At 74.9% G+C, this 21718-nt stretch carries 23 protein-coding genes; 9 read left to right on the forward strand and 14 right to left on the reverse strand.

The window, feature by feature from the left end:
* Position 1 precedes the first annotated feature (1 nt).
* From ADL22_RS06210 to ADL22_RS06235, 6 genes are all read right to left on the reverse strand, one after another.
* Positions 2 to 229: a hypothetical protein gene (locus tag ADL22_RS06210; protein WP_159048587.1), complete on the reverse strand. Its 228-nt coding sequence runs from the start codon at positions 227 to 229 to the stop codon at positions 2 to 4.
* An 801-nt stretch (positions 230 to 1030) separates the two neighbouring features.
* On the reverse strand, positions 1031 to 2227 hold the full coding sequence (rodA, locus tag ADL22_RS06215; RefSeq protein WP_066974490.1) for a rod shape-determining protein RodA: 1197 nt from the start codon (positions 2225 to 2227) through the stop codon (positions 1031 to 1033).
* A gap of 180 nt (positions 2228 to 2407) precedes the next feature.
* Positions 2408 to 3166: a class I SAM-dependent methyltransferase gene (locus ADL22_RS06220; protein ID WP_066974629.1), complete on the reverse strand. Its 759-nt coding sequence runs from the start codon at positions 3164 to 3166 to the stop codon at positions 2408 to 2410.
* A gap of 382 nt (positions 3167 to 3548) precedes the next feature.
* Complete coding sequence (locus ADL22_RS06225) at positions 3549 to 5198, reverse strand: APC family permease (RefSeq protein WP_066974492.1); 1650 nt, start codon at positions 5196 to 5198, stop codon at positions 3549 to 3551.
* 160 nt (positions 5199 to 5358) lie between these two features.
* A complete protein-coding gene (locus ADL22_RS06230) occupies positions 5359 to 5613 on the reverse strand; it encodes a hypothetical protein (protein ID WP_066974495.1) in 255 nt (84 codons plus the stop codon).
* A 128-nt stretch (positions 5614 to 5741) separates the two neighbouring features.
* Positions 5742 to 6407: a C39 family peptidase gene (locus ADL22_RS06235; protein WP_066974501.1), complete on the reverse strand. Its 666-nt coding sequence runs from the start codon at positions 6405 to 6407 to the stop codon at positions 5742 to 5744.
* Between ADL22_RS06235 and ADL22_RS06240 the strand changes: the two genes are divergently transcribed.
* Positions 6406 to 7176, forward strand: coding sequence for a maleylpyruvate isomerase family mycothiol-dependent enzyme (locus ADL22_RS06240; protein WP_079063878.1), 771 nt, complete (start codon positions 6406 to 6408; stop codon positions 7174 to 7176). The two genes, ADL22_RS06235 and ADL22_RS06240, sit on opposite strands and share 2 nt — an antisense overlap.
* Here the strand turns inward: ADL22_RS06240 and ADL22_RS06245 are convergent.
* The 3 genes from ADL22_RS06245 to ADL22_RS06255 all read right to left on the reverse strand — a co-directional run bounded on the left by ADL22_RS06245 (position 7169) and on the right by ADL22_RS06255 (position 9633).
* Entirely contained in the window at positions 7169 to 7888 is a 720-nt protein-coding gene (locus ADL22_RS06245; protein WP_066974503.1) for an MBL fold metallo-hydrolase, read from the reverse strand. The two genes, ADL22_RS06240 and ADL22_RS06245, sit on opposite strands and share 8 nt — an antisense overlap.
* 10 nt (positions 7889 to 7898) lie before the next feature.
* Positions 7899 to 9131: an MFS transporter gene (locus ADL22_RS06250; RefSeq protein ID WP_066974505.1), complete on the reverse strand. Its 1233-nt coding sequence runs from the start codon at positions 9129 to 9131 to the stop codon at positions 7899 to 7901.
* Positions 9132 to 9207: 76 nt separating this feature from the next.
* Positions 9208 to 9633, reverse strand: coding sequence for a carboxymuconolactone decarboxylase family protein (locus tag ADL22_RS06255; RefSeq protein ID WP_066974507.1), 426 nt, complete (start codon positions 9631 to 9633; stop codon positions 9208 to 9210).
* A 191-nt stretch (positions 9634 to 9824) separates the two neighbouring features.
* Here ADL22_RS06255 and ADL22_RS06260 point away from each other — a divergent pair, with 191 nt between their 5' ends.
* Positions 9825 to 11324: a PLP-dependent aminotransferase family protein gene (locus tag ADL22_RS06260; RefSeq protein ID WP_066974509.1), complete on the forward strand. Its 1500-nt coding sequence runs from the start codon at positions 9825 to 9827 to the stop codon at positions 11322 to 11324.
* 132 nt (positions 11325 to 11456) lie between these two features.
* Here ADL22_RS06260 and ADL22_RS06265 read toward each other — a convergent pair whose 3' ends face one another.
* A complete protein-coding gene (locus tag ADL22_RS06265; protein ID WP_324615510.1) occupies positions 11457 to 12035 on the reverse strand; it encodes a nucleotide triphosphate diphosphatase NUDT15 in 579 nt (192 codons plus the stop codon).
* 101 nt (positions 12036 to 12136) lie between these two features.
* A complete protein-coding gene (locus tag ADL22_RS06270) occupies positions 12137 to 12658 on the reverse strand; it encodes a GNAT family N-acetyltransferase (protein WP_066974511.1) in 522 nt (173 codons plus the stop codon).
* A 204-nt stretch (positions 12659 to 12862) separates the two neighbouring features.
* Here ADL22_RS06270 and ADL22_RS06275 point away from each other — a divergent pair, with 204 nt between their 5' ends.
* Together ADL22_RS06275 and ADL22_RS06280 are read left to right on the forward strand one after the other, a co-directional pair.
* The gene (locus ADL22_RS06275; RefSeq protein ID WP_066974635.1) at positions 12863 to 14119 is read left to right on the forward strand and encodes an SLC13 family permease; all 1257 of its coding nucleotides are present in this window, start codon (positions 12863 to 12865) and stop codon (positions 14117 to 14119) included.
* A 64-nt stretch (positions 14120 to 14183) separates the two neighbouring features.
* A complete protein-coding gene (locus ADL22_RS06280) occupies positions 14184 to 14678 on the forward strand; it encodes a universal stress protein (RefSeq protein ID WP_066974513.1) in 495 nt (164 codons plus the stop codon).
* A 122-nt stretch (positions 14679 to 14800) separates the two neighbouring features.
* Here ADL22_RS06280 and ADL22_RS06285 read toward each other — a convergent pair whose 3' ends face one another.
* Positions 14801 to 15868 carry an aldo/keto reductase gene (locus tag ADL22_RS06285; protein WP_066974516.1) on the reverse strand — a complete coding sequence of 356 codons (1068 nt, stop codon included), beginning with the start codon at positions 15866 to 15868 and terminating at the stop codon, positions 14801 to 14803.
* 181 nt (positions 15869 to 16049) lie between these two features.
* Between ADL22_RS06285 and ADL22_RS06290 the strand changes: the two genes are divergently transcribed.
* Complete coding sequence (locus ADL22_RS06290; RefSeq protein WP_066974518.1) at positions 16050 to 16913, forward strand: helix-turn-helix transcriptional regulator; 864 nt, start codon at positions 16050 to 16052, stop codon at positions 16911 to 16913.
* Positions 16914 to 16983: 70 nt separating this feature from the next.
* Here the strand turns inward: ADL22_RS06290 and ADL22_RS06295 are convergent, their stop codons facing one another.
* Positions 16984 to 17838, reverse strand: a complete 855-nt coding sequence (locus tag ADL22_RS06295; protein WP_066974520.1) for an oxidoreductase — start codon at positions 17836 to 17838, stop codon at positions 16984 to 16986.
* Positions 17839 to 18059: 221 nt separating this feature from the next.
* On the opposite strand from ADL22_RS06295, the gene ADL22_RS06300 reads away from it, so the two are divergent.
* From ADL22_RS06300 to ADL22_RS06315, 4 genes are all read left to right on the forward strand, one after another.
* Positions 18060 to 18932 carry a helix-turn-helix transcriptional regulator gene (locus ADL22_RS06300; RefSeq protein WP_066974522.1) on the forward strand — a complete coding sequence of 291 codons (873 nt, stop codon included), beginning with the start codon at positions 18060 to 18062 and terminating at the stop codon, positions 18930 to 18932.
* Positions 18933 to 19049: 117 nt separating this feature from the next.
* Positions 19050 to 19781 carry an HNH endonuclease family protein gene (locus ADL22_RS06305; RefSeq protein ID WP_066974524.1) on the forward strand — a complete coding sequence of 244 codons (732 nt, stop codon included), beginning with the start codon at positions 19050 to 19052 and terminating at the stop codon, positions 19779 to 19781.
* Between the two features lie 56 nt (positions 19782 to 19837).
* Positions 19838 to 20071 (forward strand): hypothetical protein, encoded by a 234-nt coding sequence (locus ADL22_RS06310; protein WP_234430565.1) that lies wholly within the window; start codon positions 19838 to 19840, stop codon positions 20069 to 20071.
* Positions 20072 to 20299: 228 nt separating this feature from the next.
* Positions 20300 to 21157: a S1 family peptidase gene (locus tag ADL22_RS06315; protein ID WP_066974528.1), complete on the forward strand. Its 858-nt coding sequence runs from the start codon at positions 20300 to 20302 to the stop codon at positions 21155 to 21157.
* Between the two features lie 102 nt (positions 21158 to 21259).
* Here ADL22_RS06315 and ADL22_RS06320 read toward each other — a convergent pair whose 3' ends face one another.
* Complete coding sequence (locus tag ADL22_RS06320) at positions 21260 to 21718, reverse strand: DUF4345 domain-containing protein (RefSeq protein WP_066974530.1); 459 nt, start codon at positions 21716 to 21718, stop codon at positions 21260 to 21262.

A 21718-nucleotide genomic window follows, 5' to 3' on the forward strand; every position in this document is an offset into this window, starting at 1 on the left:
CTCACCCCGCTGACCGGTCGAGGGCCGGGTGGGTGCCGTGGTCGGCGCCCGGGGCGGTCGATGCCGGGGCGCTGTGGGCCGGGCGGGGGCCGGGTGGCCGCTGGTCCGGGGCGCCGTGGAGGTGGGTGCCGATCCAGTAGCCGGTCAGCAGACCGGCGATGCCGAAGAACTTGTGCCGGTTGGCCTTCCACCAGCCGGGCGGTGCCGGTTCGGTGACGACGCCTAACACGGTCGGGGTGGCCTTCATCGAGGTCATCTCCTCTCGGTCGGGGCGGATGCCGGGCCCGCGCACGGCAAGGAAGGGGACGTGGGCAGGCGGGGGCGAAGATGCCGGGCGAGCGGCGAGGCAGATGGGGGGTGGGTTGATGCGATAACGGCACCGGGGCCGGTGGTCCTGATGCCCAATGTGCCGGTGCGGCACGGCCGAAGACAACAGAATTACGCCCGGCGGGAGCGGACGCCCTGGAGGACGGCCGTGACCCCCGCAGGTCCCGCTGAACGCACCGCGACCCGGCGTGTGGTGCCCGGGGCGGGCGGCTCGTATGCGGCCGGCGGGACGAAACCCCGCCGTTCCAGCGGCGGCTCCGGCCTCGCCGGCAACGGCGAGATCTGCTCGTCCGGCTACGCGGTGCGCGAGAGCGGCGGCACGGTGTTCGTGACCACCGCCGGGCACTGCTGGGAGAACGGCGCCACCGTCGAGACCGCAGGCCGCCGGTTCACGTACGGGAAGGTCTCCGATCGGCGCCTGCCCGGCCCCACGTCTACCGTAGTTCCCTGGGCCAGTGCGGGGACTCGGGCGGGCCCTTCTACGCCGGGGACGCCAAGGGCGCCCACATCCGAGGCAACGTCATCGCGCACGGCGGCGGCAACGGCTTCGCCCAGCCGTGGACTGAGGTGGCCTCCCCCCTCAAGGCCGCCATCGTCACGAGCGGGATCGCGGCGCGCTGAGCCCGCCGGAGCGCCGCCGGGGCCCGTCGCCGGGGCCCGCCGGCGCGACCGTAAGCCCACCGCCCCGGCGCCGGCCGCCCGATCAGGCCGACATGAGGCGTTGGGTCTTTATCGACTGGAGGAGACCGATGGCGGCCCAGCCGGCGAACATCGACGAGCCGCCGTAGCTGACGAACGGGAGCGGCAGCCCGGTGACCGGCATGATGCCGAGGTTCATGCCGATGTTCTCGAACGCCTGGAAGGCCAGCCAGCCGACGATCCCGGCCGCGACGACCGTGCCGTACAGATCGGGGCACTGCCGCGCGATCCGGCAGGCCCGCCAGAGCACCACCCCGATGAGGACGATGATCAGGCCCGCGCCGAGGAAGCCCAACTCCTCGCCGGCGACCGAGAAGACGAAGTCGGTCTGCTGCTCGGGCACGAACTGCCCGTTGGTCTGGGCGCCGTGGAAGAGCCCGGAGCCGGTCAGGCCGCCGGCGCCGATGGCGATCCGGGCCTGGCTGGTGTTGTAGCCGACGCCCGACGGATCGAGCTGCGGGTCGGCGAACGCCGCGAACCGGTTGATCTGGTACTGGTCCAGCAGATGGAACTGCCAGACCGCCAGGCAGCCGGCCAGCCCGGTCCCCAGCAGCCCCAGGATCCACCGCTTCGGCGCCCCCGCCGCGGCCAGCATGCACAGCACGATCGCCGCGATGCCCATGACCTGCCCCAGATCCGGCGTCAGCAGGATCAGTACGGCCGGCACACCGCCCAGGGCCAGTGCCCGGACGATGCCGCGCCGGTCCGGCGCGGTCAGATCACCGGCGTCCACCCGGGCGGTGAGCGCCACCGCCAGGGCGACCACGATCGCGATCTTGACGAACTCGGCGGGCTGCACCGACATCCCGCCGCCGATCAGGATCCACCGGCGGGAGCCGTTGATGGTCGCGCCGACCGGCGTCAGCACCAGCGCCACCAGCAGCACCGTCACCGCGTACAGCACGGCGGCGGTGTCGCGCAGGCGCCGGTGCCCGTACCAGAGGGTCAGCGCGCCCAGGGCCAGGCCGATGCCGGTGTTGAGCACATGCCGGACCACGAAGAAGTACGGGTCGCCCTGGTTGAGTTGCATCCGGCCGCGGGTCGCGGAGAAGACCAGCAGCGCGCCGATCCCGGAGAGCGCGAACGCGGCGCCGAACAGTATCCAGTCGAGCCGCCGGACCAGCGACCCGCGCCCGAGCATCCTGCCCCAGGCCGATTTGGCGCGCGTGGTCCCGCGCACGGGAAAGCTGACCGCGGTCATCCTGGCCTCCTGTACGGACCGACCCATGGAGTCGACGACAGCCCGACAGTACCCCCAAGACTTGCGCAACTACTAAAGCGTGGGGTGGTGTCGGGTCGGTGCGGCGCCCGGTGCGGTCGGCGGATGGCCGGTCCGACGAGGGCTGGCTACGCGCCACGGCTCCCGCCGTCCCGCCGGCGGCTACGCCCCGCCTCCGCCCGTCCCGCCGGGCCGCCGGAACAGCGCCGTCCACAGGAACCGTTCGCCGAACCGCCCGGACTCCGGGGGCTCGTCGCGCATCCGGCGCAGCTCCACCTCGGTCAGCCCGGCGAAGATCCCGCGCAGCGCCTCCGGGGTGTACGCCAGACCGCCCTCCAGCCGGGACCGGCGGTAGAACGCGGCGTCGGGCAGCTCGGACCCCATCTCCCCGGCCGCGAAACAGGTCAGCCCGAAGTGGCCGCCGGGGGCCAGCACCCGGTCGAGCAGGGCGAGATAGCTGATCCGGCGGTGCGGCGGCAGATGGTGGAAGCACCCGGAGTCGTAGACCAGGTCGTACGGGCCGGCCAGCGGGCCGTCCGGGGCGGTGAGGGCGAAGGCGTCCCCGTGGTGGAAGCGGACCGCCGCGCCGGCCGCGCGGGCCCGGTCCCCGGCCCAGGCGAGGGCGGCCGGCGAGAGGTCGACGGCGTCCACCGCGAAGCCCAGCCCGGCCAGGTGCAGGGCGTTGCGGCCCGGACCGCAGCCCAGGTCCAGCGCCCGGCCGGGCGGGACCAGACCGCGCGCCACGTAGGAGACGAGGTTCTCGTCCGGTTCGGCGACGAAGAACGGCACCGGCCGGTCGCGGTCGCCGTAGAAGCCGTCCCACCAGTCGGCCGCCCCCGCCGTCCAGCGGTCCGCGTCCGGCGCGAACAGGCCGTCCAGCAGCCGGAGTACGTCCTCCACCGTGCGGATGTCCCGCTCCACCCGCACCTCGCCGCCGGTCCGTTCCGGCTCCGTCTCCCCGTCCGTCGCGCGCATACCGCCCCCTGGTCCCGTCGTCCGGCGCAGATGTCCCTGCCGGTGTCCGTGTCCGATGTCCCTGCGAGGGTAGGGTGGAAGGGTACATTTGCCCAGGTCAGCGACGTGGGGCGGAAGCGCTCACCGGCCGTCTGGCGCCCTGCGGGGTGACGGGTGACCGGATCCCCTCGGGGTGCCACCGTAACCCCGGCGCACGCCCCGTCCGGCCCCTGCACGGGGGCGATTCCGGCCGCGCCAGGCCCGGTTTCCGTACGGATACGGCGGGCGTTCCCCCGGTACCACGGCCGCTCCCCACGTACGTCGGCCGCCGCCCCCGCCCGGCCCCCGCTCACCCCCCGGGCACCACCTCCACCGACCCGATGTACTCCTGGGTCTCCGCGGCCGGCAGCCGTACCGCCTGCGCCCAGAAGTAGATGGCGAGGCTGAAGACCGCGATCAGCGCCATGTCCCACCACAGCGGAAGCGCGTCCGTCGCCCCGCAGGACGCCCGGGATGCCGGGCCGGTGCTGCAGAAGCCGCCCTGCCAGGAGATCACGCCCATGCCGAGCAGATACACCGGCAGCCACTGCGCGCTCCGCCAGTCCGGGTGCGGCACCTTGGGGTTGAGCCGGAACAGCGCCGAGGCGCCGAGCAGCAGATAGCCGAGGACGATCGCCACGCCCAGCCGCCACAGCGTGTCCCAGCCCGCCCAGTAGATGATGAGGTTGGCGACGATGAAGGCCACCGGCGCCCAGAACAGCCCGCCGGGCAGCCGGTACGGGCGCGGCCGGTGCGGATCCTGCTTCCGCAGGCACCCGAACGCGAGCGGGGCGCCCGCGTACATCAGCACACTCGCCGAGGTCACGAACCCGACCAGCTTCTGCCAGGTGGGGAACGGCAGGAAGACGACCAGCCCGATGACGAACGCGGTCAGCAACCCCAGCCACGGCACCCCGCGCCCGGTGGTGCGCTCGAACGCGGCCGGCACATAGCCGTTCCGCGACAGCCCGTAGGACACCCGGGAGGTGGCGGTCACGTAGATCAGGCCCGTCCCGGACGGCGAGATCACCGCGTCGATGTAGAGCAGGGTCGCCAGCCAGCCGAGCCCGATGGTGCCGGCCAGGCCGGCGAACGGGCCCGCCTTGCCGCTGAACGAGAGGTCCGCCCAGCCGCCGTGCGCGAACGCACTGTGCGGCAGCGCCCCGATGAACACCACCTGGAGCGCCACGTACACCAGCACCCCGATGAGGATCGACCCGATGACCGCCCGGGGGATGTCCCGCGCCGGATCGCGGCTCTCGCCCGCCAGCTGGTCCGCCTGCTCGAAGCCGAGCAGCGCGAAGATGATGCCGCTGGTGCTGATCGCGGAGAGCACGCCCTTGGCGCCGAACGGCGCGAAGCCCTGGTGGCCGAAGTTGCCGGGATGGAAGACGGCGGCGCCCATCACCACGATGGTCAGGACCGGGACGGCCACCTTCCACCAGGTCGCCACGCTGTTGGTGTGGGCCAGCCATTTGATGCCGAAGGAGTTCACCACCACGAAGAACGCCATGAAGGCGACCGCGAGGCCGTAGCCGGCCGGGGTGAGGTGGTTCTTGCCGGTCTGCACCCAGGGGGCGTGCACGCTCAGGTAGTTGAGGGACGCCATCACCTCGATCGGCGCCACGGTCACCGCCTGGAGCCAGGAGAACCAGCCGAACGACGCGCCGGCCGCGCTGCCGAACGCGTAGTGCGGGAAGCGCGCGGTCCCGCCCGCGACCGGGTACATCGCACCCAGCTCGGCGTGCACGAACGCCAGGATGACGATCGCCACCGCGCCGATGCCCCAGGAGACCAGCGCCGCCGTACCGGCCGCCTGGGCCGCGAACAGCGCGCCGAACAGCCATCCGGAACCGATGATGGACCCCTCGGAGGTCCAGATCAGGCCCACCAGCCCGATGTCCCGTTTGAGGCCGGGGTTCCTGGGCGCTGCCGGGGCGGGCGGTCGGTGCATCTCCATGGGGCGGGCCCTCGTTCGTCCGGAGGAGGGGCGGGGCGCGCGCCGTAGCCGGGAAGGGCTCCGGCGGTGCGCCCCTTTTGTCCCGACACTCTAGGAAGCGGGGGAGGCGGGAGTGGGGGCGCCGCGCCGGGCCGCCCGCCCTGGGGCGCGGCCGGCCCGGTCACCGCGGACGCGACCGCGGATCCGGGCCGGGGAGGCCCGCGGGACGCGGGGCCGGGACCGTCGCCGGGGTGGCCACCGGGCGGAGGGTGTCCGCGCCGGACGGGGCGACCTCCACCCCGGACTCGTCCAGCCCCGCCGCCCAGGCGATCCCGGCGACGCTGAGCACGAGCGCCAGGCACAGGCCGATGGCTCCGTAGGGGATGCCGTGAGGCCGCCGCTGCCGTCGCTCGGTCGCGCTGTCGCTCTCCCGCATGTCCCGCCCCCCGTGGCCTTCCAACGCCTGGCGTGCGCCCCATATTCCCTTGTCGGAGCGGGAGTTGGCCATCACCCGTCGGGGTAGGGCGGCGGCCCGGGCCGGGCGGCGCGTGCCCCCGGAGGCGGTCAGTCGCCGGGGCCCAGGACGATGCCCCGGCGCGCGTAGACGCGGTCCAGCGTCTCCCAGGGGACGTGGGCGAACTCCTGGGAGCGGCCGGGCAGTCCGGACGGGTTGTGGACCACGATCGCGTCCGGCGTGACCCCGACGGCCAGCACGAGGTGGCCGCCCCGGTGCGGTGGGGCCGGGTCGGCGTCCCGGATGGACGGGTGGACGGAGAGCAGCACCAACTGCCCGGCGCGCAGCAGGGCGGGCAGCCGGGCCGGGGGGAGGTCGGGCCGGGACCGGGCGGGCAGGCCCCAGCGGCGCTCCACGTAGGCGGCGAACGGGGCGTGGATCAGGCCGTGCAGCCCCTCGGCGTGGCGTACGTAGGCCCCGGCGGCCAGGCACTCCGCGGCCAGCTCCATGGCGGTGGGCGCGGCGCCGCGCCAGAAGCCGAGCGCCATCCGCAGGCAGGCCACCCCGCACAGCCGCCAGGACCACCAGGCGTACTCTTCGGGGTCGTTGGCGCCGTACTCGGCCCAGCGCGGGTCCTCGGCGGCCGGCCGGGACCCGTCCAGGATCGCCGGTACGAGGCCGGGCGAGGCCCACTGGGAGTGGTAGGGGACGGGGTGGATGACGGTGGACGCGGCAGGGGCGGCGGGCGCGGGCGCGGCCGGGGAGTCGGAGGCCATGGTGCAGGGTAGCGGCGGGGCCGGCGCGGCCCGGCTCATCGAGGAGATCACGCGGTCCGGCGCGCGGTTCGGCGCGACCGCCGGCGGGCTCACCGACGCGCAGGTGCGCGCCCCCTCCCGGCTCCCCGGCTGGACCCGCGGCCACGTCCTGACCCATGTGGCGCGCAGCCTCGACGTGTACACCTGGCTGCTGGGTCTCGCCCGGACGGGCGTCGAGCCCGGGCCGCGCGCCGGGAAGGACGAGCTGGCGCGGGCGGTCGCGGACGGGGCGGGGCGCCCGGCGGCGGAGCAGGCCGCGGACGTGCGAGGGGCGCTGGGGCGGCTCATCGCGGACGCCCGCGCACTGCCCGCCGAAGCGTGGCCCAGGCTGGTCACCGCGCTGGCCGGGTGGGCGCATCCAGCGTGGTTCACGCTGTTCCGGTGCCTGCGGGAGCTGGAGACCCACCACGTGGACCTGGACGCCGGCTACGGGACGGCGGACTGGCCCGCCGGGTATGTGCTGCGGGCGCTGGAGACCACCGTTCCGGCGCTGGCGGCGCGGGAGTTCCCGGTGGCCCGGATCGAGGCGGTGGACCTCGGCCGGACCTGGACCGTCACCCCGGGGGCCGGGCCGGTGGCGGCCGGGCCCGGGCACGCCCTGCTGGCCTGGCTGGCCGGCCGCGCCCCCGGCGCCCCGGTGGCGGTCGGCGGCAACGGCCTCCCGGTGCCGCCGCCGTGGCCGCTGCCCCCGGTGCCCGGCTGGGGCGGTACCGGGGCCAGCGTCAGCTGAGCCCGATCGGCTCCCACACCGACGCGTCGTGCGCGAAGTGGACGCGGCGCGGGTCGAGGGCGGCGAGCCGGTCGAGCCAGGGGGCGTAGTCCGGGAGCGGCGGGACGGCGCCGTCGAGGGCGGCCCGGCGCGCCAGTTCACCGGCCGCGTGGTCGGAGGCGGTGTCATGGGCCTGTCCGGCCAGCACCACCGTGCCGCCGTCGGCGCGCCGGACGACCAGCGACTGGTGGCCGTCGGTGTGCCCGGGGGTCGGGACGACCAGGACGCCCGGCCAGATCTCGGCCTCGCCGGAGAGCTCCTCGTAGACCGCGCCGGGGAAGTCGATCAGGGCGTCGACGGTGTAGCCGCCGCGGCGGGCGGTGGCCAGCTCCACGTCCTGGACGACGACGGGCGTGCCGGCGAGGAGGGGGTTGCCGCCGCAGTGGTCGAAGTGCAGATGGCAGTTGACGACGAGCGCGATGTCCCCGGGGGCCGCGCCGGCGGCGGCCAGCGCCTCCGGGAGCGGGCGGCGCCGGGGCCGGTAGTGGGCCTCGGTCTCCGGGTCGGCGGCGCCGATGCCGGTGTCGAAGAGGAGCAGCCCCCGCTCGTGCTCCACCAGATAGCCGAGGGCCGGCTCCACCCGGGGCCGCGGGCCGCCGGTCTCCGACGCGGGCCGGATGAAGTAACCGAAGTCGAGGCGGCGCACCGCCGGCTGCGCTGAGGTCGTCCGCATGGCCCCATGATCACCGGTCGGACCGGGCGTCCGCAGCCGTTTTCGCGACGGCCCGCCGCCCGCCGTACGACGTCGCCGCGACCGTCGCCAGCGCGGCCAGCGCGAGCGCCGCCCCGGACCACAGCGCGGACGCCACCGGCAGCGCGTCCACCAGCACACCGCCGGACAGTGCGCCCAGGGCGATGGACACGTTGAACACCGCCACGTAGAGCGCGGACGCGGCCTCCCCGGCAGCCGGCGCCGCCCGCATCGTCCAGGTCTGGAAGGTGACCGACACCGCCCCGTACCCCAGGCCCCACAGGACCAGCAGCGCCAGCGTGCCCGCCGTACCGCGGCCGGTCGCGGCCAGCGCCGCCGGCGCCACCGCCAGGACCGCGGCGAGCCCGGCCGCGGTGGCGCGCGGCCGCCGTCCCGCCAGCGCCCCGGCCGCGAAGTTCCCGCAGATCCCGGCCGCCCCGAACGCCAGCAGCGCGAGCCCCGTCAACTCCTCGGCCGTACCGCGGTCGTGCAGCACCGGCCGGACGAAGGTGTACGCCAGGAAGTGCCCGGTCACGACGAGGAACGTCAGCGCCAGCCCGGTGCGCAGGGCCGGGTGGGAGCGCAGCGCCCGGGGCAGGGCGCGCAGGGTCGGCGCGTGCTCCGGCGGCAGGGCCGGCAGCAGCACGGCCAGCCCCGCCGCGGCCAGCAGGCCCAGCCCGCCGACCGCCGCGAACGCCGCCCGCCGGCCGGCCAGATCACCGAGCAGCGTGCCTGCGGGCACCCCCAGCACGGACGCGGTCTGCACCCCGGCGAAGATCACCGCGGTGGCGCGCGCCACCCGCCGCGGCTCCACCATCCGCACCGCGAGACCGCCCGCCAACGACCAGAAACCGCCCACCCCGACCCCGACCAGCACCCGGGCCGCCAGCACCACCGCGAAGTGGCCGGCCAGCGCGGAGACCAGATTCGCCGCGCCCACCAGGCCGATCAGCAGCACCAGCACCAGCCGCCGGTCCAGCCGCCCGGTGGCCACCGTCACCAGCGGCGCGGCCACCGCCGCCACCAGCCCCGGCACGGTCACCATCAGTCCGGCGGTGCCTTCCGGGACGGCCAGCGCCGCACCGACCGGGGTGAGCAGCCCGACCGGCAGCAACTCCGACGTCATCAGCGCGAAGATGCCCAGCGCGACGGCGAGGACCGCGCCCCACCCGCGGGCCGGGGAACGCTCCCCGAGGAGCGGCGGGGCGGTGGTGCCGGTGGTCATGGGGGTGTCCGGTTCCTGGTCGAGGGGCGGGCGCTCGGGTGCCAAGCGGGCATCGGTGCCAACCGGGCGTGGGTGCTCAGCGGGTGCCCGGGACCCGGCGGGTGGTGACGTTCATGCGGTTCCAGGCGTTCGCGGTGAAGATCAGCGCGATCAGCTGGGCCAGCTCCCGCTCGCCGAAGTGGCGCGCCGCCTCGTCGTAGACGGCGTCCGGAACGCCCTCCGGGAGCCGGGTGACCGCCTCGGCGAGGGCCAGCGCCGCGCGCTCCTTCGCCGTGTAGACACTGGCGTCCTCCCAGGTGGCGAGCTGGTCCAGGCGCTCGGCCCGCTCGCCCGCCGCCCGGGCGTCGGCGAGGTGGTAATCCACGCAGTACGCGCACCCGTTGACCTGTGCGGTCCGGATCTGTACGAGTTCCAGCAGCACCGGGTCCAGCCCGGCGCGGGCGGCGGTGTCGAGGGCGAGCACGGCCCGGAAGACCTCCGGGGCGACGCGCGGGAAGTCCATCCGCTGCGGAATCCGCACCGGCTCACCGGCCCCGGTCGTCCCTGCGGCCCCCGCCGCCCCCACTGCCCCATCTGCCTCGCCGGTCCGAACTGCCACCGCCGCCTGACCTGCCACTGCCGTCCGAACTGTCTCATTCGCTGTCATGACCAGAACGTTAGGCCGCGAATAGCCCCACGGTATGGTGCATTTCCATGGCGGATCGTTGGGGCAATTCACGGGTCGATTCCCGGGGGAGCGGTGCGGACGGCGGGGAGCAGGCGCCGGGCGCCGACCTCCATCTGGAGCTGGCCGGCCCCGGTTCCAAACGCGACCGGCTGATGCGCGCCCTGCGCGAGGCCATCAGCAGCGGCCGGCTGGCGCCCGGCACCCGGCTGCCCCCGTACCGAAGCCTCGCCCGTGACCTCGGCATCGCCCCCAATACCGTCGGCGCCGCCTACGGCGAACTGGTCGCCGAGGGCTGGCTGACGGCCCGTCAGGGCTCCGGTACGCGGGTCGCCCGCCGCGGCACCCCCCTCCCGCGGCAGCGCCCCCACCACACCGCCGCACCGCCCCGGCGGCCGGCCTACGACCTGCTGCCCACGTCCCCGGACGCCGCCGCCTTCCCCCGCGCCGACTGGCTGGCCGCCACCCGCCGCGCCCTGGCCGCCGCCCCCCACGACGCCTTCGGCGTGGGCGATCCGCGCGGCCGGCCCGAACTCCGCGCCCAGCTGGCCGAATACCTCGCCCGCGCCCGCGGCGTCCGCACCGCCCCGCACCGGATCATCGTCGTCGCCGGCGTCGCCCAGGCGCTGTCCCTGCTCGGCACGGTCCTGCGCGGCCCGGTGGCCGTCGAGTCCTACGGCCTGGAGTTCCACCGCTCACTGCTCGCCGCCGGCGGCCGCGACCTCGTCCCGCTCGGCGTCGACGCGCACGGCGCCGACATCGCCGCGCTGCCCGCCACCGGCGCGGGCGCCGTCCTGCTCACCCCGGCCCACCAGTTCCCCACCGGCGGCCCGCTGCACGCCGAGCGCCGCGCCGCCGTCATCGACTGGGCCCGCACCACCGGCGGACTGGTCCTGGAGGACGACTACGACGGCGAGTTCCGCTACGACCGGGAACCGATCGGCGCCCTTCAAGGACTCGACCCCGACCGCGTGGTCTACCTCGGCTCGGTCAGCAAAAGCCTCTCGCCCGCCCTCCGCCTCGGCTGGATGGCGGTTCCGGACCACCTCGCCGACGCGCTGACCGCCGCCAAGGGCACCCGCGAACTGTGGGTCGGCTCCGTAAGCCAGCTCACCTTCGCCGAATTCCTCGCCGCCGGCGCCTACGACCGCCATCTGCGCCGCACCCGCCGCGTCTACCGGCGCCGCCGCGACCAGCTGGTGGCCACCCTCGCCGCGCACGCCCCGCACCTCACGGTCTCCGGCATCGCCGCCGGACTGCACGCCGTCCTCGACCTGCCGCCCGGCACCGAACCGCAGACCCTCCGCGCCGCCGCCCGCCTCGGCCTGGCCGTCAACGGCCTGTCCCCTTACCGCCACCCCGGCAGCCCCGTACCCGCCCGCGACGGTCTGGTCCTCGGCTACGGCACCCCGCCCGAGCACGCCTTCGCGGGGGCGCTGGAGGCGCTGTGCCTGGCGCTGCCGCCGGGGCCGGCCCCGGGGCCGGCCCCGGGGCCGGGGCCGGGCGTGGCGGGGGAGCGGGGTGCCTGAATCCGGGCGGTGGCAGTTGGCAGCCTGGCCCTCGCCCGGTCGTCCCCGCCCGGTCGTCCCCTCCCGGCGCCCCTTACGCCGCTCCCGAGCCCAGGTGGCCTTCCCCTGGCGCCCGTTACGCCGCTCCCGCCCTCACGTCATCCCCACGCACATCACGTCCAGCCGGTGCGCCGCGGGCGCGCTGATCGGCAGCTCCGGGCGCCAGACGGTGAGAACCTGCGCGGACGGGGTGAACAGCGGGCCGGGCAGCGCGCCGGGGGAGTGCCACTCCCACCGGTCGACGTGCTGCGGCTCCGCCGCGTACGGCGTGCCCCGGTGGCGGGTGACCAGGGCCGCCATCGTGATGCGGTTCAGGCCGTGGCCGTGGAGGTCGTCGTGCAGCATCGCGAAGACCCGGACCTCGTCCGGCTCGGTGACCAGCCCGGTCTCCTCGCGCAGCTCCCGGGCCGCCGCGGCGCGCACGCTCTCACCCGGATCGACCTTGCCGCCGGGCAGTTCCCACGTGCCCGCGCGGTGCCGGCCGAGCAGCACCCGGCCGTCCGTGTCCAGCACGATGACGCCGACCCCGAACACGGCCTGCGCGTGCGGCGGCCGATCACCGCGCTGACGGCTCCTCACCTGCCCGTCCGGCGCCCCCGGCAGCGTGCCCGTCGCCGCGCCCGCTTCCGCATCCGGTCGGGTGCCGCTCCCCATGTCCGTCGCCTCGCCCATCTCCTGTGACCTCTCCACTCCGCGGTGACCTGTCCCGGCCGGCCCCGGGGCCGGCACCACTGTGCCCCACCTTGGCCCACTCCGGGGGGCCACCCCCTCATTCACGCCGATCCGCGGAGCAGGGTGGCCGGTTCGCACCTCATCCGGTACACCTGACGGGAGCCGCCCTCCGGCCCCGGCGGGGCGGGCTCGGCGGGGGTGAAGCCGAGGGACTCGTAGAAGCGGCGCGCCCCGCTGGCCTCGGCGCCCGGGTGGTCGCTCCCGAAGGCCACCACCTCCACCGTGCCCGGCCGGCTGACGAACCGCCGTACCGCGTCCGCCAGCAGCGCCCGGCCCACGCCCCGGCCGCGGCATCCCTCCGCCACCACGAGCCAGTTGACGCGGTGGCGGTCCGGGCCGGGCGAGCCGGCGGCGGGCGGCCCGAACAGCAGGCCGCCGAGGAGGCCCGGCGCCTCCGGGGACGCGCCGCCGGCGGCGACCAGCGCCGCGCCGCGGTCGATGTGCCGCTCCACCGCCGCCCGGAAGCCGGGGTCCCCGACCATCGGGCCGAACCACTGCTCGACCTGCCCGGCCAGGCGGAGGAAGCCCGGCACGTCCTGGTGCACCGCACGTCTGATGATCACCGGGGAAGTGTCCCAGGCGGCGAGCCCGGGCGGCAGTCGGCGGACGTCAGCGGTCCCACCGGGCCTGGCGCATAACCGACCCGGCCCCCCGCCCCCCCCGCGGGCGCCGCCCGGCGGGTGCCCGGCAGATCCCGAACGCCCGGAAGTTACCGTTGCCTCCTCCCGCCCCGAGGCGCCCGCCGCCCCCTCCCCAAGGAGCCGATCCTGAACACGTCGCTGGCCGAAGCGCTCTCCGCCGGCCTCCTGGTGGCCGTCCTGGTCTGCGCGGTGGTACGGCCGTGGGGCTGGCCCGAGGCGGCGGTCGCGGTCCCGGCCGCCGCGGTGCTGATCGCCGTCGGCGCGGTCCCGCCGGCCCACGTCCAGGAGGAGGCCGCGCGGCTCGGCCCGGTGATCGGCTTCCTGGCCGCCGTCCTCGTACTGGCCCAGCTGTGCGACGACGAGGGGCTGTTCCGGGCGTGCGGCGCCTGGATGGCGCGGTCCGCGCGCGGCCGCCCGCGCCGGCTGCTGACCCAGGTGTTCGTCGTCGCCTCGGCCGTCACCGCCGTCCTCAGCCTGGACGCCACCGTCGTGCTGCTCACCCCGGTGGTCTTCGCCACCGCCGCGCGCCTGGGGGCCCGCCCCAAACCGCACGTCTACGCCTGCACCCACCTCTCCAACACCGCGTCCCTGCTGCTGCCGGTCTCCAACCTCACCAACCTCCTCGCGTTCGCCGCCAGCGGCCTGACCTTCACCCGCTTCGCCGCCCTGATGGCGCTGCCGTGGCTGGCCGCGATCGGTGTCGAGTACGCCGTACTGCGCCGCTTCTTCGCCACCGACCTGGACGCCGGGGCGCCCGTCCCGGCCCCCGCGGAACCGCCCCGGCTGCCGCTGTTCGCGCTGGTCACCGTGGCCGGCACGCTGGGCGGTTTCGTCCTGACCTCGGTGCTCGACGTGAACCCGGTGTGGGCGGCGCTGGCCGGCGCCCTGGTGCTCGCGGTCCGGGCGCTGGTCCAACGCCGCACCACCCCGGCCGCCCTGGTCCGCTCCGCCGCCCCGCTCTTCCTCGCCTTCGTCCTGGCGCTCGGCATCGTGGTCCGCGCGGTGGTCGACAACGGACTGGCCGCCGGGCTGGCCCACCTCGTCCCGCACAGCGGCTCCCTGCCCGCCCTGCTGGCCCTGGCCGCGCTCGCCGCCGTCCTGGCGAACGTCATCAACAACCTGCCCGCCACCCTCGTCCTGGTGCCGCTCACCGCCCCCGCCGGGCCCGGCGCCGTGCTCGCCGTCCTGCTCGGCGTCAACATCGGCCCCAACCTCACCTACGCCGGCTCCCTGGCCACCCTGCTGTGGCGGCGGATCGTCCGCGAGCACGAGACGGAGGTGGCGCTGGGCGAATTCACCCTGCTCGGCGTGCTCGTGGTACCGGCCGCGCTGGTGCTCGCCGTGGTAGCACTGTGGCTGTCGCTGCACGCCCTCGGGGGCTGAGCACGTGCTCGGGGGCCGTTACAGAGGGCCGCTCTCGGGGGCTGACGAGGGAAGGACCGGCCACGTGACCGTCATCGTCTGGATCGTCGAGGGCACCTGGCCGGCCTGCGTGGACGCCGCCCGCCGCCACGCCCCCCAAGGCGCCGAGCTGGTGCTGCTGCACGTCTCCGCCCCCGACGCCCCGGCCGCCGCGCACGGCGCCTACGCCGGACTGCTCGGCCGCGGCCACCGCGAACGCGACCCCGGCACCCGCCTGGAGGACCTGGCCGCCTCCTCCGCCGGGGAACTGCTGCGCGCCGCCGCCGAACGCCTCGGCCGGCCCTGCACTACGCAGGAGCGCACCGGCCGCCCCGAACGCGCCGTGGTCGCCGCCGCCGAGGGCGCGGACCTGCTGATCCTCGCCCGCGACGGCGACCGCGCCCACCTCGGCCCGCGCAGCCTGGCCCCGGCCAGCCGCTTCGTGGTCGACCACGCGCCCTGCCCGGTCCTCCTCGTCTGGCCGGAACCGGCTCCCGACCTGGGCACACTCCCGCCCCCACCACCGCACGAACGGCCGTGACGCGCCAGGCATCCCAGGCACGCCAGGCACCGTACGAGCGGCCGTGACGCGCCAGGCACCCCGAAGCCCCAGGCACCGTACGAGCGCCCGCAGCGCCCTGCGCGCTCTGCCGTGGCGGGCCGTCAGGGCTGCGCCGGCCCGCTCCCCGCCCCCGTCGCGGTGATCACGGCGGCGATCTCCGCCAGGTCCGCCGCGGTCAGCCGCAGCCCGCCCGCGTTCCGCCACCCGTCGACCTGGGCGGCCGTACGGGCGCCGACGATCGCGCCGGTGATCCCCGGCCAGGCCAGCGTCCAGGCGATGGCGACCTCGGCGACGGTCGCGCCGTGCCGCTCGGCCACCGGGCGCAGCCCCTCCGCCAGCGCGACGTTCGCCGCCAGCTGGGTGGTGAAGTCGTGGTGCGACCGGCGCCAGTCGTCCGCCGGCAGCCCCGCCACCCGTTCCGCCGAGAACGTCCCGGTCAGCAGCCCCGACTGGAGCGGCGAGTAGACGATCACGCCGGTGCCGTTGGCGGCGGCCCAGGCGATCTCGTCCGCCGCCGAGCGGTTGATCGCCGAGAACGGCGGCTGGATCGCGTCCACATGCGCCACCCGCTCGGCCGCCGCGAGCTGCTCCGGCGAGTGGTTCGACAGGCCGATCGCCCGCACCTTGCCCTCCGCCTTGAGGTCGGCCATCACCTGCCAGTACTCCTCCAGCGGCGTGGCGTCCGGCGAGACCGGCCCGCTGCCGTCCCCGGCGTACTCCAGGGACGCACCGGTGTCCGGCCAGTGCACCTGGTAGAGGTCGATGCGGTCCACGCCCAGCCGCCGCAGCGAGTCCTCGACCTCCCGGCGCACACTGGCGGGCCGCATGCACCGCCGGGGCGCGGCCTGCGGATTCTCCGGATCCCACACCAGCCCGGCCTTGGTGAAGACGAACGGGCGGTCCGCCTCCGGGAGACCGGCGATCGCCCGGCCGACCAGCTCCTCGGAGTGGCCGAGCCCGTAGACGGCGGCGGTGTCGATCCAGTTGACGCCGGAGGCGATCGCGTACCGGATCGCCGCGACCGACGCCTCGTCATCGGTCGCGCCCCAGCCGAACTGCCAACCGGCCCCGGCCACCGCCCAGGAACCGAAACCGACACGGGTGATCTCCATACCCGTCCCGCCGAGCGGAAGGGTGGGAAGGGCGGACGTACTGGTGGTCGTGCTCATGCGTAACTCCCGTATTGCGAAAGGGGTTTGGTGGATAACGGGTGGCAGTCGGAGCCGTGTCCGGCGCCGATCACCACTGTGGCGGCCCGCCGCCGTTCCACCCAGTGCCGGGCCGTGCCTGGGCATGGCATGACCAGGCTGAGCGGTCCCGGGCCGGCCGCCTGCGCGGGATACTCGGGGCATGGCATGGGACCGACGTGAAGAACTGGGGGAGTTCCTGCGCTCCCGCCGCGCCCGGCTGCGGCCGGCCGAGCTGGGACTGCCCGACCACGGGAGCCGGCGGCGGGTCCCCGGGCTCCGCCGCGAGGAGCTGGCGCAGCTCGCCGGCGTGAGCGTGGACCACTACATCCGCCTCGAACAGGGCCGCACCCTGCACTTCTCCGAGGCGGTGCTGGACGCCGTGGCGCGGGCCCTGCGCCTGGACGACGTCGAGCGCGCCCACCTCTACCGGCTCGCCCGCCCCTGGGACGGGCCCGACCGCGCGGACGGCCCGCAGCGCGCGCAGACCGTACGCCCGGGCCTGCGCCGGCTGCTGGACTCCGCCGCCGACGTGCCCGCCTACATCGTCGGCCGCAACACCGACGTGCTCGCCTGGAACAGCCTCGCCGCCGCCCTGATCACCGACTTCGGCGCGCTGCCCCCGCACCGCCGCAACCTCGCCCGCCTGGTCTTCCTGGACGAGGGCATGCGCGCCCTCTACGACGACTGGCGCGCCAAGGCGAGGGATGTCGCCGCCTATCTCCGCCTCGACGCCGGTCGCCACCCCGACGACCCGGACACCGCCGCCCTGCTCGATGAACTCTCCGCCGCCAGCCCCGAGTTCCGCGACGCCTGGGCCGAGCACGGGCTCAAGGACAAGACCCACGGCCGGTACGTCTACCACCACCCCGTCGTCGGCCGCCTCGACCTCGGCTTCGAGACCCTGCGCCTCCCCGACGACCCCGACCAGGCACTGATCGCGCACACCGTGGAGGAGGACTCCCCCTCCCACACCGCGCTCCAGCTGCTGGCCACCTGGGCACACGACCGGATGGTGGCCCGCTGAGCCGTGCGGCCGGGTCCGTTCCGGGCCCCGGCCGCACCGGACGAGCTCGGTGACGACGGCGAGAGTGGCGTCAGACGGACCGGCCGACGACGTCGTCGAAGTCGGTGGAGGCCGACAGCTCGGCCCAGGCCAGCATCTCGCGGTCGAAGGCGTCGCGGCCGGCCCGGACGAGCCGCAGCGCGTCGGTGCCGAGCAGCAGGCGCGCCGGCGGCTGGTCGGCCGCCACGATGCGCAGCACCGCGGCCGCGGCCTTGTCCGGGTCGCCCGGCTGGGTCCCGCGGCCGTGGATGCGCCGGGCGCGCAGCGGCTCGAACAGCTCGTCGTAGTCGGCGATCGCACGGGGTGCGCGGACCATCGAGCGGCCGGACCAGTCGGTCCGGAAGCTGCCCGGCTCGACGGCGGTGACATGGATCCCGAAATCGGCGACCTCCTTGCCGAGCGTTTCGAGGATGCCCTCCACCGCGAACTTGCTGCCGTGGTAGAAGCTGAGGCCCGGCATGGTGACCAGCCCGCCCATCGAGGTGACGGCGAGGATGTGGCCGCGGCGGCGCTCGCGCATATGCGGCAGCACGGCCTTGACCACCGCCACCATTCCGTAGACGTTCACCTCGAACTGGCGGCGCAGGTCGTCCATCGAGGACTCCTCGAAGAGGCCCTCATGGCCGTACCCGGCGTTGGCGACGAGGACGTCGACCGGGCCCAGGTCGCGCTCGGTCCCGTCCACGACCGCGTCCACCGCGTCATGGTCGGTCACGTCCAGGATGCGGGCGTGCGCGTCGCCGGCGAGCGCCTCGAAGGCGCGGGCGTCGGCGGGCGTGCGCACCGTGCCCACCACCCGGTGGCCCGCGGCCAGCGCCGCGCGCGCCAGTGCGCGCCCCAGGCCGGTGCTGACGCCGGTGATCAGGAATGTCTTGGTCTCCGACACAGGAGTTCCCTTCGTGCGCTACGAACAGAGGCCGACCGACAGGCAGTTGGCCCGATCGGTCTTGACACGATCCACTTCAGCACCGGAATCGGCCGCTGACCGGCCTCCGGGGGGTCCGCTCCGCCCCGGGGACCGGCGGACCCGGCGACAGCCGGACCGGGGGACTGCCAGTGCCCCTTTCACGGGCCGCAGGGGCGCTCTCCGGCCCTATCGTGAACGGCATGGACCGCAACACAGCACTCGGTGAATTCCTCCGCTCCCGGCGGGCACGGATCCCCCCGCGCCAGGCGGGCCTGTCCGACGACGGCGGCCCCCGGCGCGTGCCGGGACTGCGCCGCGAAGAGATCGCCCACCTGGCGGGCGTGAGCGTCGACTACTACGTACGCCTGGAACGCGGACGCCGGCTGAACGTCTCCGAGACCGTGCTGGACGCCATCTCCCGCGCGCTGCGCCTCGACCCCGTCGAACGCGCCCATCTGTTCCAGCTCGCCAAGCCGGCCGCGGGCCGCCCCCGCCGCACGCCGACGCGTCCCCAGGCGGTCCGCCCGGGGCTGCGCGACGTGCTCCGGATCCTCGACCACACCCCCGCCCTGGTGCTGGGACGGCGGCTGGACGTCCTCGCCTCCAACCAGATGGCACGTGCGCTGCTCACCGACTTCGAGGCGCTGCCGCACCGCGAGCGGAACCTCGTACGGTTCATGTTCTGCGACGAGACCGCCCGCTCGCTGTACGCCCACTGGGACACCCACGCCCACGACATCGTCGCCTCGCTCCGGCGCTACGCCGGACGCCACCCCCACGATCCGCTGCTGGCCGAACTCGTCGGCGAACTCTCCATCGCGGACGAGGACTTCCGCCGCTGGTGGGCCGACCAGAACGTGTACCGGCACACGCACGGCAGCAAACACTTCCACCACCCGGTCGTCGGCCCGCTCACCCTCAACTACGAGTCCCTCACCCTGCCCGCCGACCCCGACCAGCGGCTGAGCGTCTACACCGCCGAGGCCGGCTCCAGCTCCGAAGAGGCGCTGCGGCTCCTGGACGCCTGGATACGCCAGCCCGAGACCCCGCACGGACAGCACGCAGACCACTAGTCACCAGACGCCTGCCCTAGCCGACAACCACCCCAACCGAGGCCGCAATACCCGGAATTCCCCTCCATGGAGTGAATAACGGGATGCAGAACCGTTTCGCCGGGTGATGCTCTCCGCGTGTTGACTCACGCCTGGTGGCGCCGCGCCGCCACCACCACCGCCCTGATCGCCGCCGTCGTTCTCCCCGCCGCCTCCACCCCCGCGACAGCCGCCCCCGCGCCGGACCCGGTGCCGGTCTCCGCCGACTGGCCCGCCGGCGGGCCCGCCGACACGGTGGACGACGCCGTTCCGCTCAGGCTCCCGGAGCCGCCGTCCGCCGGCGTCGCCCGCAAGGAGCTCGCCATGCTCCACGTAGCGCGGCCGCATTCGATGAACGGCTACAGCCGCGCCAAGTTCCCGCACTGGATCAAGCAGCACGGCGAATGCGACACCCGCGAAGTCGTCCTGGCCCGCGACGGGGAAGACGTCCAGCAGGACGAGAAGTGCCGGGCGGTCTCCGGTACGTGGTTCAGCGAGTACGACGCCAAGACCTTCGACCGCTCCGGTCAGCTCGACATCGACCACATCGTGCCGCTGGCCAACGCCTGGCGGTCCGGTGCCGACGAGTGGACCACCCCCGAGCGCCGGACCTTCGCCAACGACCTCGTCCACTCCCAGCTCATCGCGGTCTCCGCCGCGTCCAACCGCCAGAAGGGCGACCAGTCCCCGGACCAGTGGTCCCCGCCCCGGCGCGCCTACTGGTGCACGTACGCCCGGGCCTGGACCGACGTCAAGCACGTCTACCACCTGAACATCACCGAACCGGAGAAGGCCAAGCTCTCCGAGATGCTGGACACCTGCGAGCAGTGAGCACCCCGCAATCCGGCGCGCGCACCGGCCGGGTCACCGCCGGTCCCGGTGGAGCGATGACGGTCGAGGTCGGTGTCATCACCGGCGATCTGACCGTCACCACCACCGACCGGGGCGACGGCACGGCCGGTGTCAGCGTCCAGTACACCGGCGCCGAGGACCACTACGCCCTCGAAGGCAGCCCGGCACCCATCCCACCGGGCGGTCTCGACGCACTCCACGAGGCGGTCCTCGACGCGGTACGAACGGGAGACGCGGCCCAGGTACCCGGCACCCTGCCCGGTTCCTGACCCGCTCCCGGCCCGGCCCCTCTCCCTTTCCGTACGCAACCCGAAACTCCAGCTTCCCGCGACATGCCTGGCGCGCCCCGGCCCGCCCACATCCGCAACTTCTCGAAATGCCGAGCCAGTTGTGACGTGTGTGGTGTCAAATAGCGCAAGTGGCCAGTGTGGCCACTGAGTCAGCGTGTTTGAACGGGGAGTTCATACGTGGAACGTCGCAACACACGAATATCTGCCATGAAGCGGGCGGGGCTTGCCTCGGCGGCGGGTGTGACCGTCCTGGCCGGGGCCCTGGCCACGAGTGGGACGGCGACCGCCGCGCCCGCGGACAACTCGCCGAAGATCATTGGCGGCGGTTCGGCCCCGGCCTACTCCTTCATGGTCTCGATCCAGGGAGGAGGCGCCGCCGACCCCACCCGCCACCGCTGCGGGGGCGGGCTGATCAGCGCGGACTGGGTGATTACCGCCGCGCACTGCGTGACCCTGCCCGGCACGGACGGCAAGCCGTTCGACGTCAAGCCGGCCGAGCAGTTCACGCTGCGGATCGGCTCCAACGACCGTACGACGGGCGGGACCCTGGTCGGTGTCGACCGGATCGCGGTGCAGCCCGGCTACATCGCCTCGGACGACCGCAGCTCCGGAAACGACCTGGCGCTGATGCACCTGAAGACCCGGGTCGCGCAGCGGCCCGTGGCGCTGGCCGGTACCGCGACCCCGGCCGGCACCCCGGTCCGGGAGATCGGCTGGGGCTACGACGACCCGGCGAGCGCCGGCGACTACAGCAAGCTGCCGACGCTGCTCAAGCAGCTCGACACCAAGACCATCCCCGCCGACACGCCCAAGTGCGTCAAGGACCCGGCGGACGGCAGCGATGCCTGGGGCATCCGGCCCGGTGACGTCTGCGCCGACAACCCCCAGGACACCCAGGGTCCGTGCAACGGCGACTCCGGTTCCCCGCTGCTGCGGCAGGTGGCCGGCCGCTGGGAGATCGTCGGTGTCGACAGCCGCGGCGTCGGTTCGGTCTGCGGGACGACCCCGGACATCTACACCGAGATCCACGCCTTCAAGAAGTGGGTGAGCAGCGTCCGGGGCTGACCCGGACGGGGACGACCCGGTGAACGGGCGGGGGCGCGGCCGACCGGCCGCGCCCCCGTGCGCCGGGGCCACCGCCCGCCGCCTTCGCAGCCGCGAAGCACCTCAGTCGCCCGGGACCTCCGACGCCCCGGCCCCCGTCGTTCCGGGCCCCGCCGCTCCCGCCTCCGCCCGCCGAGCCGCCGCCTTCTCGTCCGCGTCCGCCAGCCAGAAGTACACCGGCGGCAGGCCGAGTTCGAGCACCGCCAGGGGGATCTGGAACCAGTGCGGCCAGCCGTGGACCAGTACGGACAGCACCCGCCCGACCCCGCCGAGCAGGAAGACCGCGGTCAGTACGCGGACCGCCGCCGCCGGGATCGGGGACCGGCGGGCCGTCCAGATCCAGGCGAGCCCGAAGCCCAGGAAGATCGCGTTGTAGAAGCGCTCCCGGCTGTCGACCGTGGCGCCGGACGCCTCCTCGCCCGGCACCGACACGATGCCGAGCACCACGTGGTACGCGCCGATCGCCACACAGGCCACGCCCATCGCGAGCGCCAGCCACTTCAGAGCCTTCGCCTTGCCCAT

The sequence above is a fragment of the Streptomyces sp. NRRL F-4489 genome (genome assembly GCF_001509485.1).
Classification (GTDB): Bacteria; Actinomycetota; Actinomycetes; order Streptomycetales; family Streptomycetaceae; genus Streptomyces.

What these genes read in the sequence shown, in the direction of transcription:
- ADL22_RS06300 (WP_066974522.1), top strand. Translation starts at nt 18,060, where the DNA reads ATGGACCGCAACACAGCACTCGGTGAATTCCTCCGCTCCCGGCGGGCA.
- ADL22_RS06260 (WP_066974509.1), top strand. Translation starts at nt 9,825, where the DNA reads ATGGCGGATCGTTGGGGCAATTCACGGGTCGATTCCCGGGGGAGCGGT.
- ADL22_RS06310 (WP_234430565.1), top strand. Translation starts at nt 19,838, where the DNA reads ATGACGGTCGAGGTCGGTGTCATCACCGGCGATCTGACCGTCACCACC.
- rodA (WP_066974490.1), bottom strand. Translation starts at nt 2,227, where the DNA reads ATGACCGCGGTCAGCTTTCCCGTGCGCGGGACCACGCGCGCCAAATCG.
- ADL22_RS06285 (WP_066974516.1), bottom strand. Translation starts at nt 15,868, where the DNA reads ATGAGCACGACCACCAGTACGTCCGCCCTTCCCACCCTTCCGCTCGGC.
- ADL22_RS06250 (WP_066974505.1), bottom strand. Translation starts at nt 9,131, where the DNA reads ATGACCACCGGCACCACCGCCCCGCCGCTCCTCGGGGAGCGTTCCCCG.
- ADL22_RS06320 (WP_066974530.1), bottom strand. Translation starts at nt 21,718, where the DNA reads ATGGGCAAGGCGAAGGCTCTGAAGTGGCTGGCGCTCGCGATGGGCGTG.
- ADL22_RS06255 (WP_066974507.1), bottom strand. Translation starts at nt 9,633, where the DNA reads ATGGACTTCCCGCGCGTCGCCCCGGAGGTCTTCCGGGCCGTGCTCGCC.
- ADL22_RS06315 (WP_066974528.1), top strand. Translation starts at nt 20,300, where the DNA reads ATGAAGCGGGCGGGGCTTGCCTCGGCGGCGGGTGTGACCGTCCTGGCC.
- ADL22_RS06240 (WP_079063878.1), top strand. Translation starts at nt 6,406, where the DNA reads ATGGTGCAGGGTAGCGGCGGGGCCGGCGCGGCCCGGCTCATCGAGGAG.
- ADL22_RS06290 (WP_066974518.1), top strand. Translation starts at nt 16,050, where the DNA reads ATGGCATGGGACCGACGTGAAGAACTGGGGGAGTTCCTGCGCTCCCGC.
- ADL22_RS06235 (WP_066974501.1), bottom strand. Translation starts at nt 6,407, where the DNA reads ATGGCCTCCGACTCCCCGGCCGCGCCCGCGCCCGCCGCCCCTGCCGCG.
- ADL22_RS06230 (WP_066974495.1), bottom strand. Translation starts at nt 5,613, where the DNA reads ATGCGGGAGAGCGACAGCGCGACCGAGCGACGGCAGCGGCGGCCTCAC.
- ADL22_RS06265 (WP_324615510.1), bottom strand. Translation starts at nt 12,035, where the DNA reads ATGGGCGAGGCGACGGACATGGGGAGCGGCACCCGACCGGATGCGGAA.
- ADL22_RS06245 (WP_066974503.1), bottom strand. Translation starts at nt 7,888, where the DNA reads ATGCGGACGACCTCAGCGCAGCCGGCGGTGCGCCGCCTCGACTTCGGT.
- ADL22_RS06225 (WP_066974492.1), bottom strand. Translation starts at nt 5,198, where the DNA reads ATGGAGATGCACCGACCGCCCGCCCCGGCAGCGCCCAGGAACCCCGGC.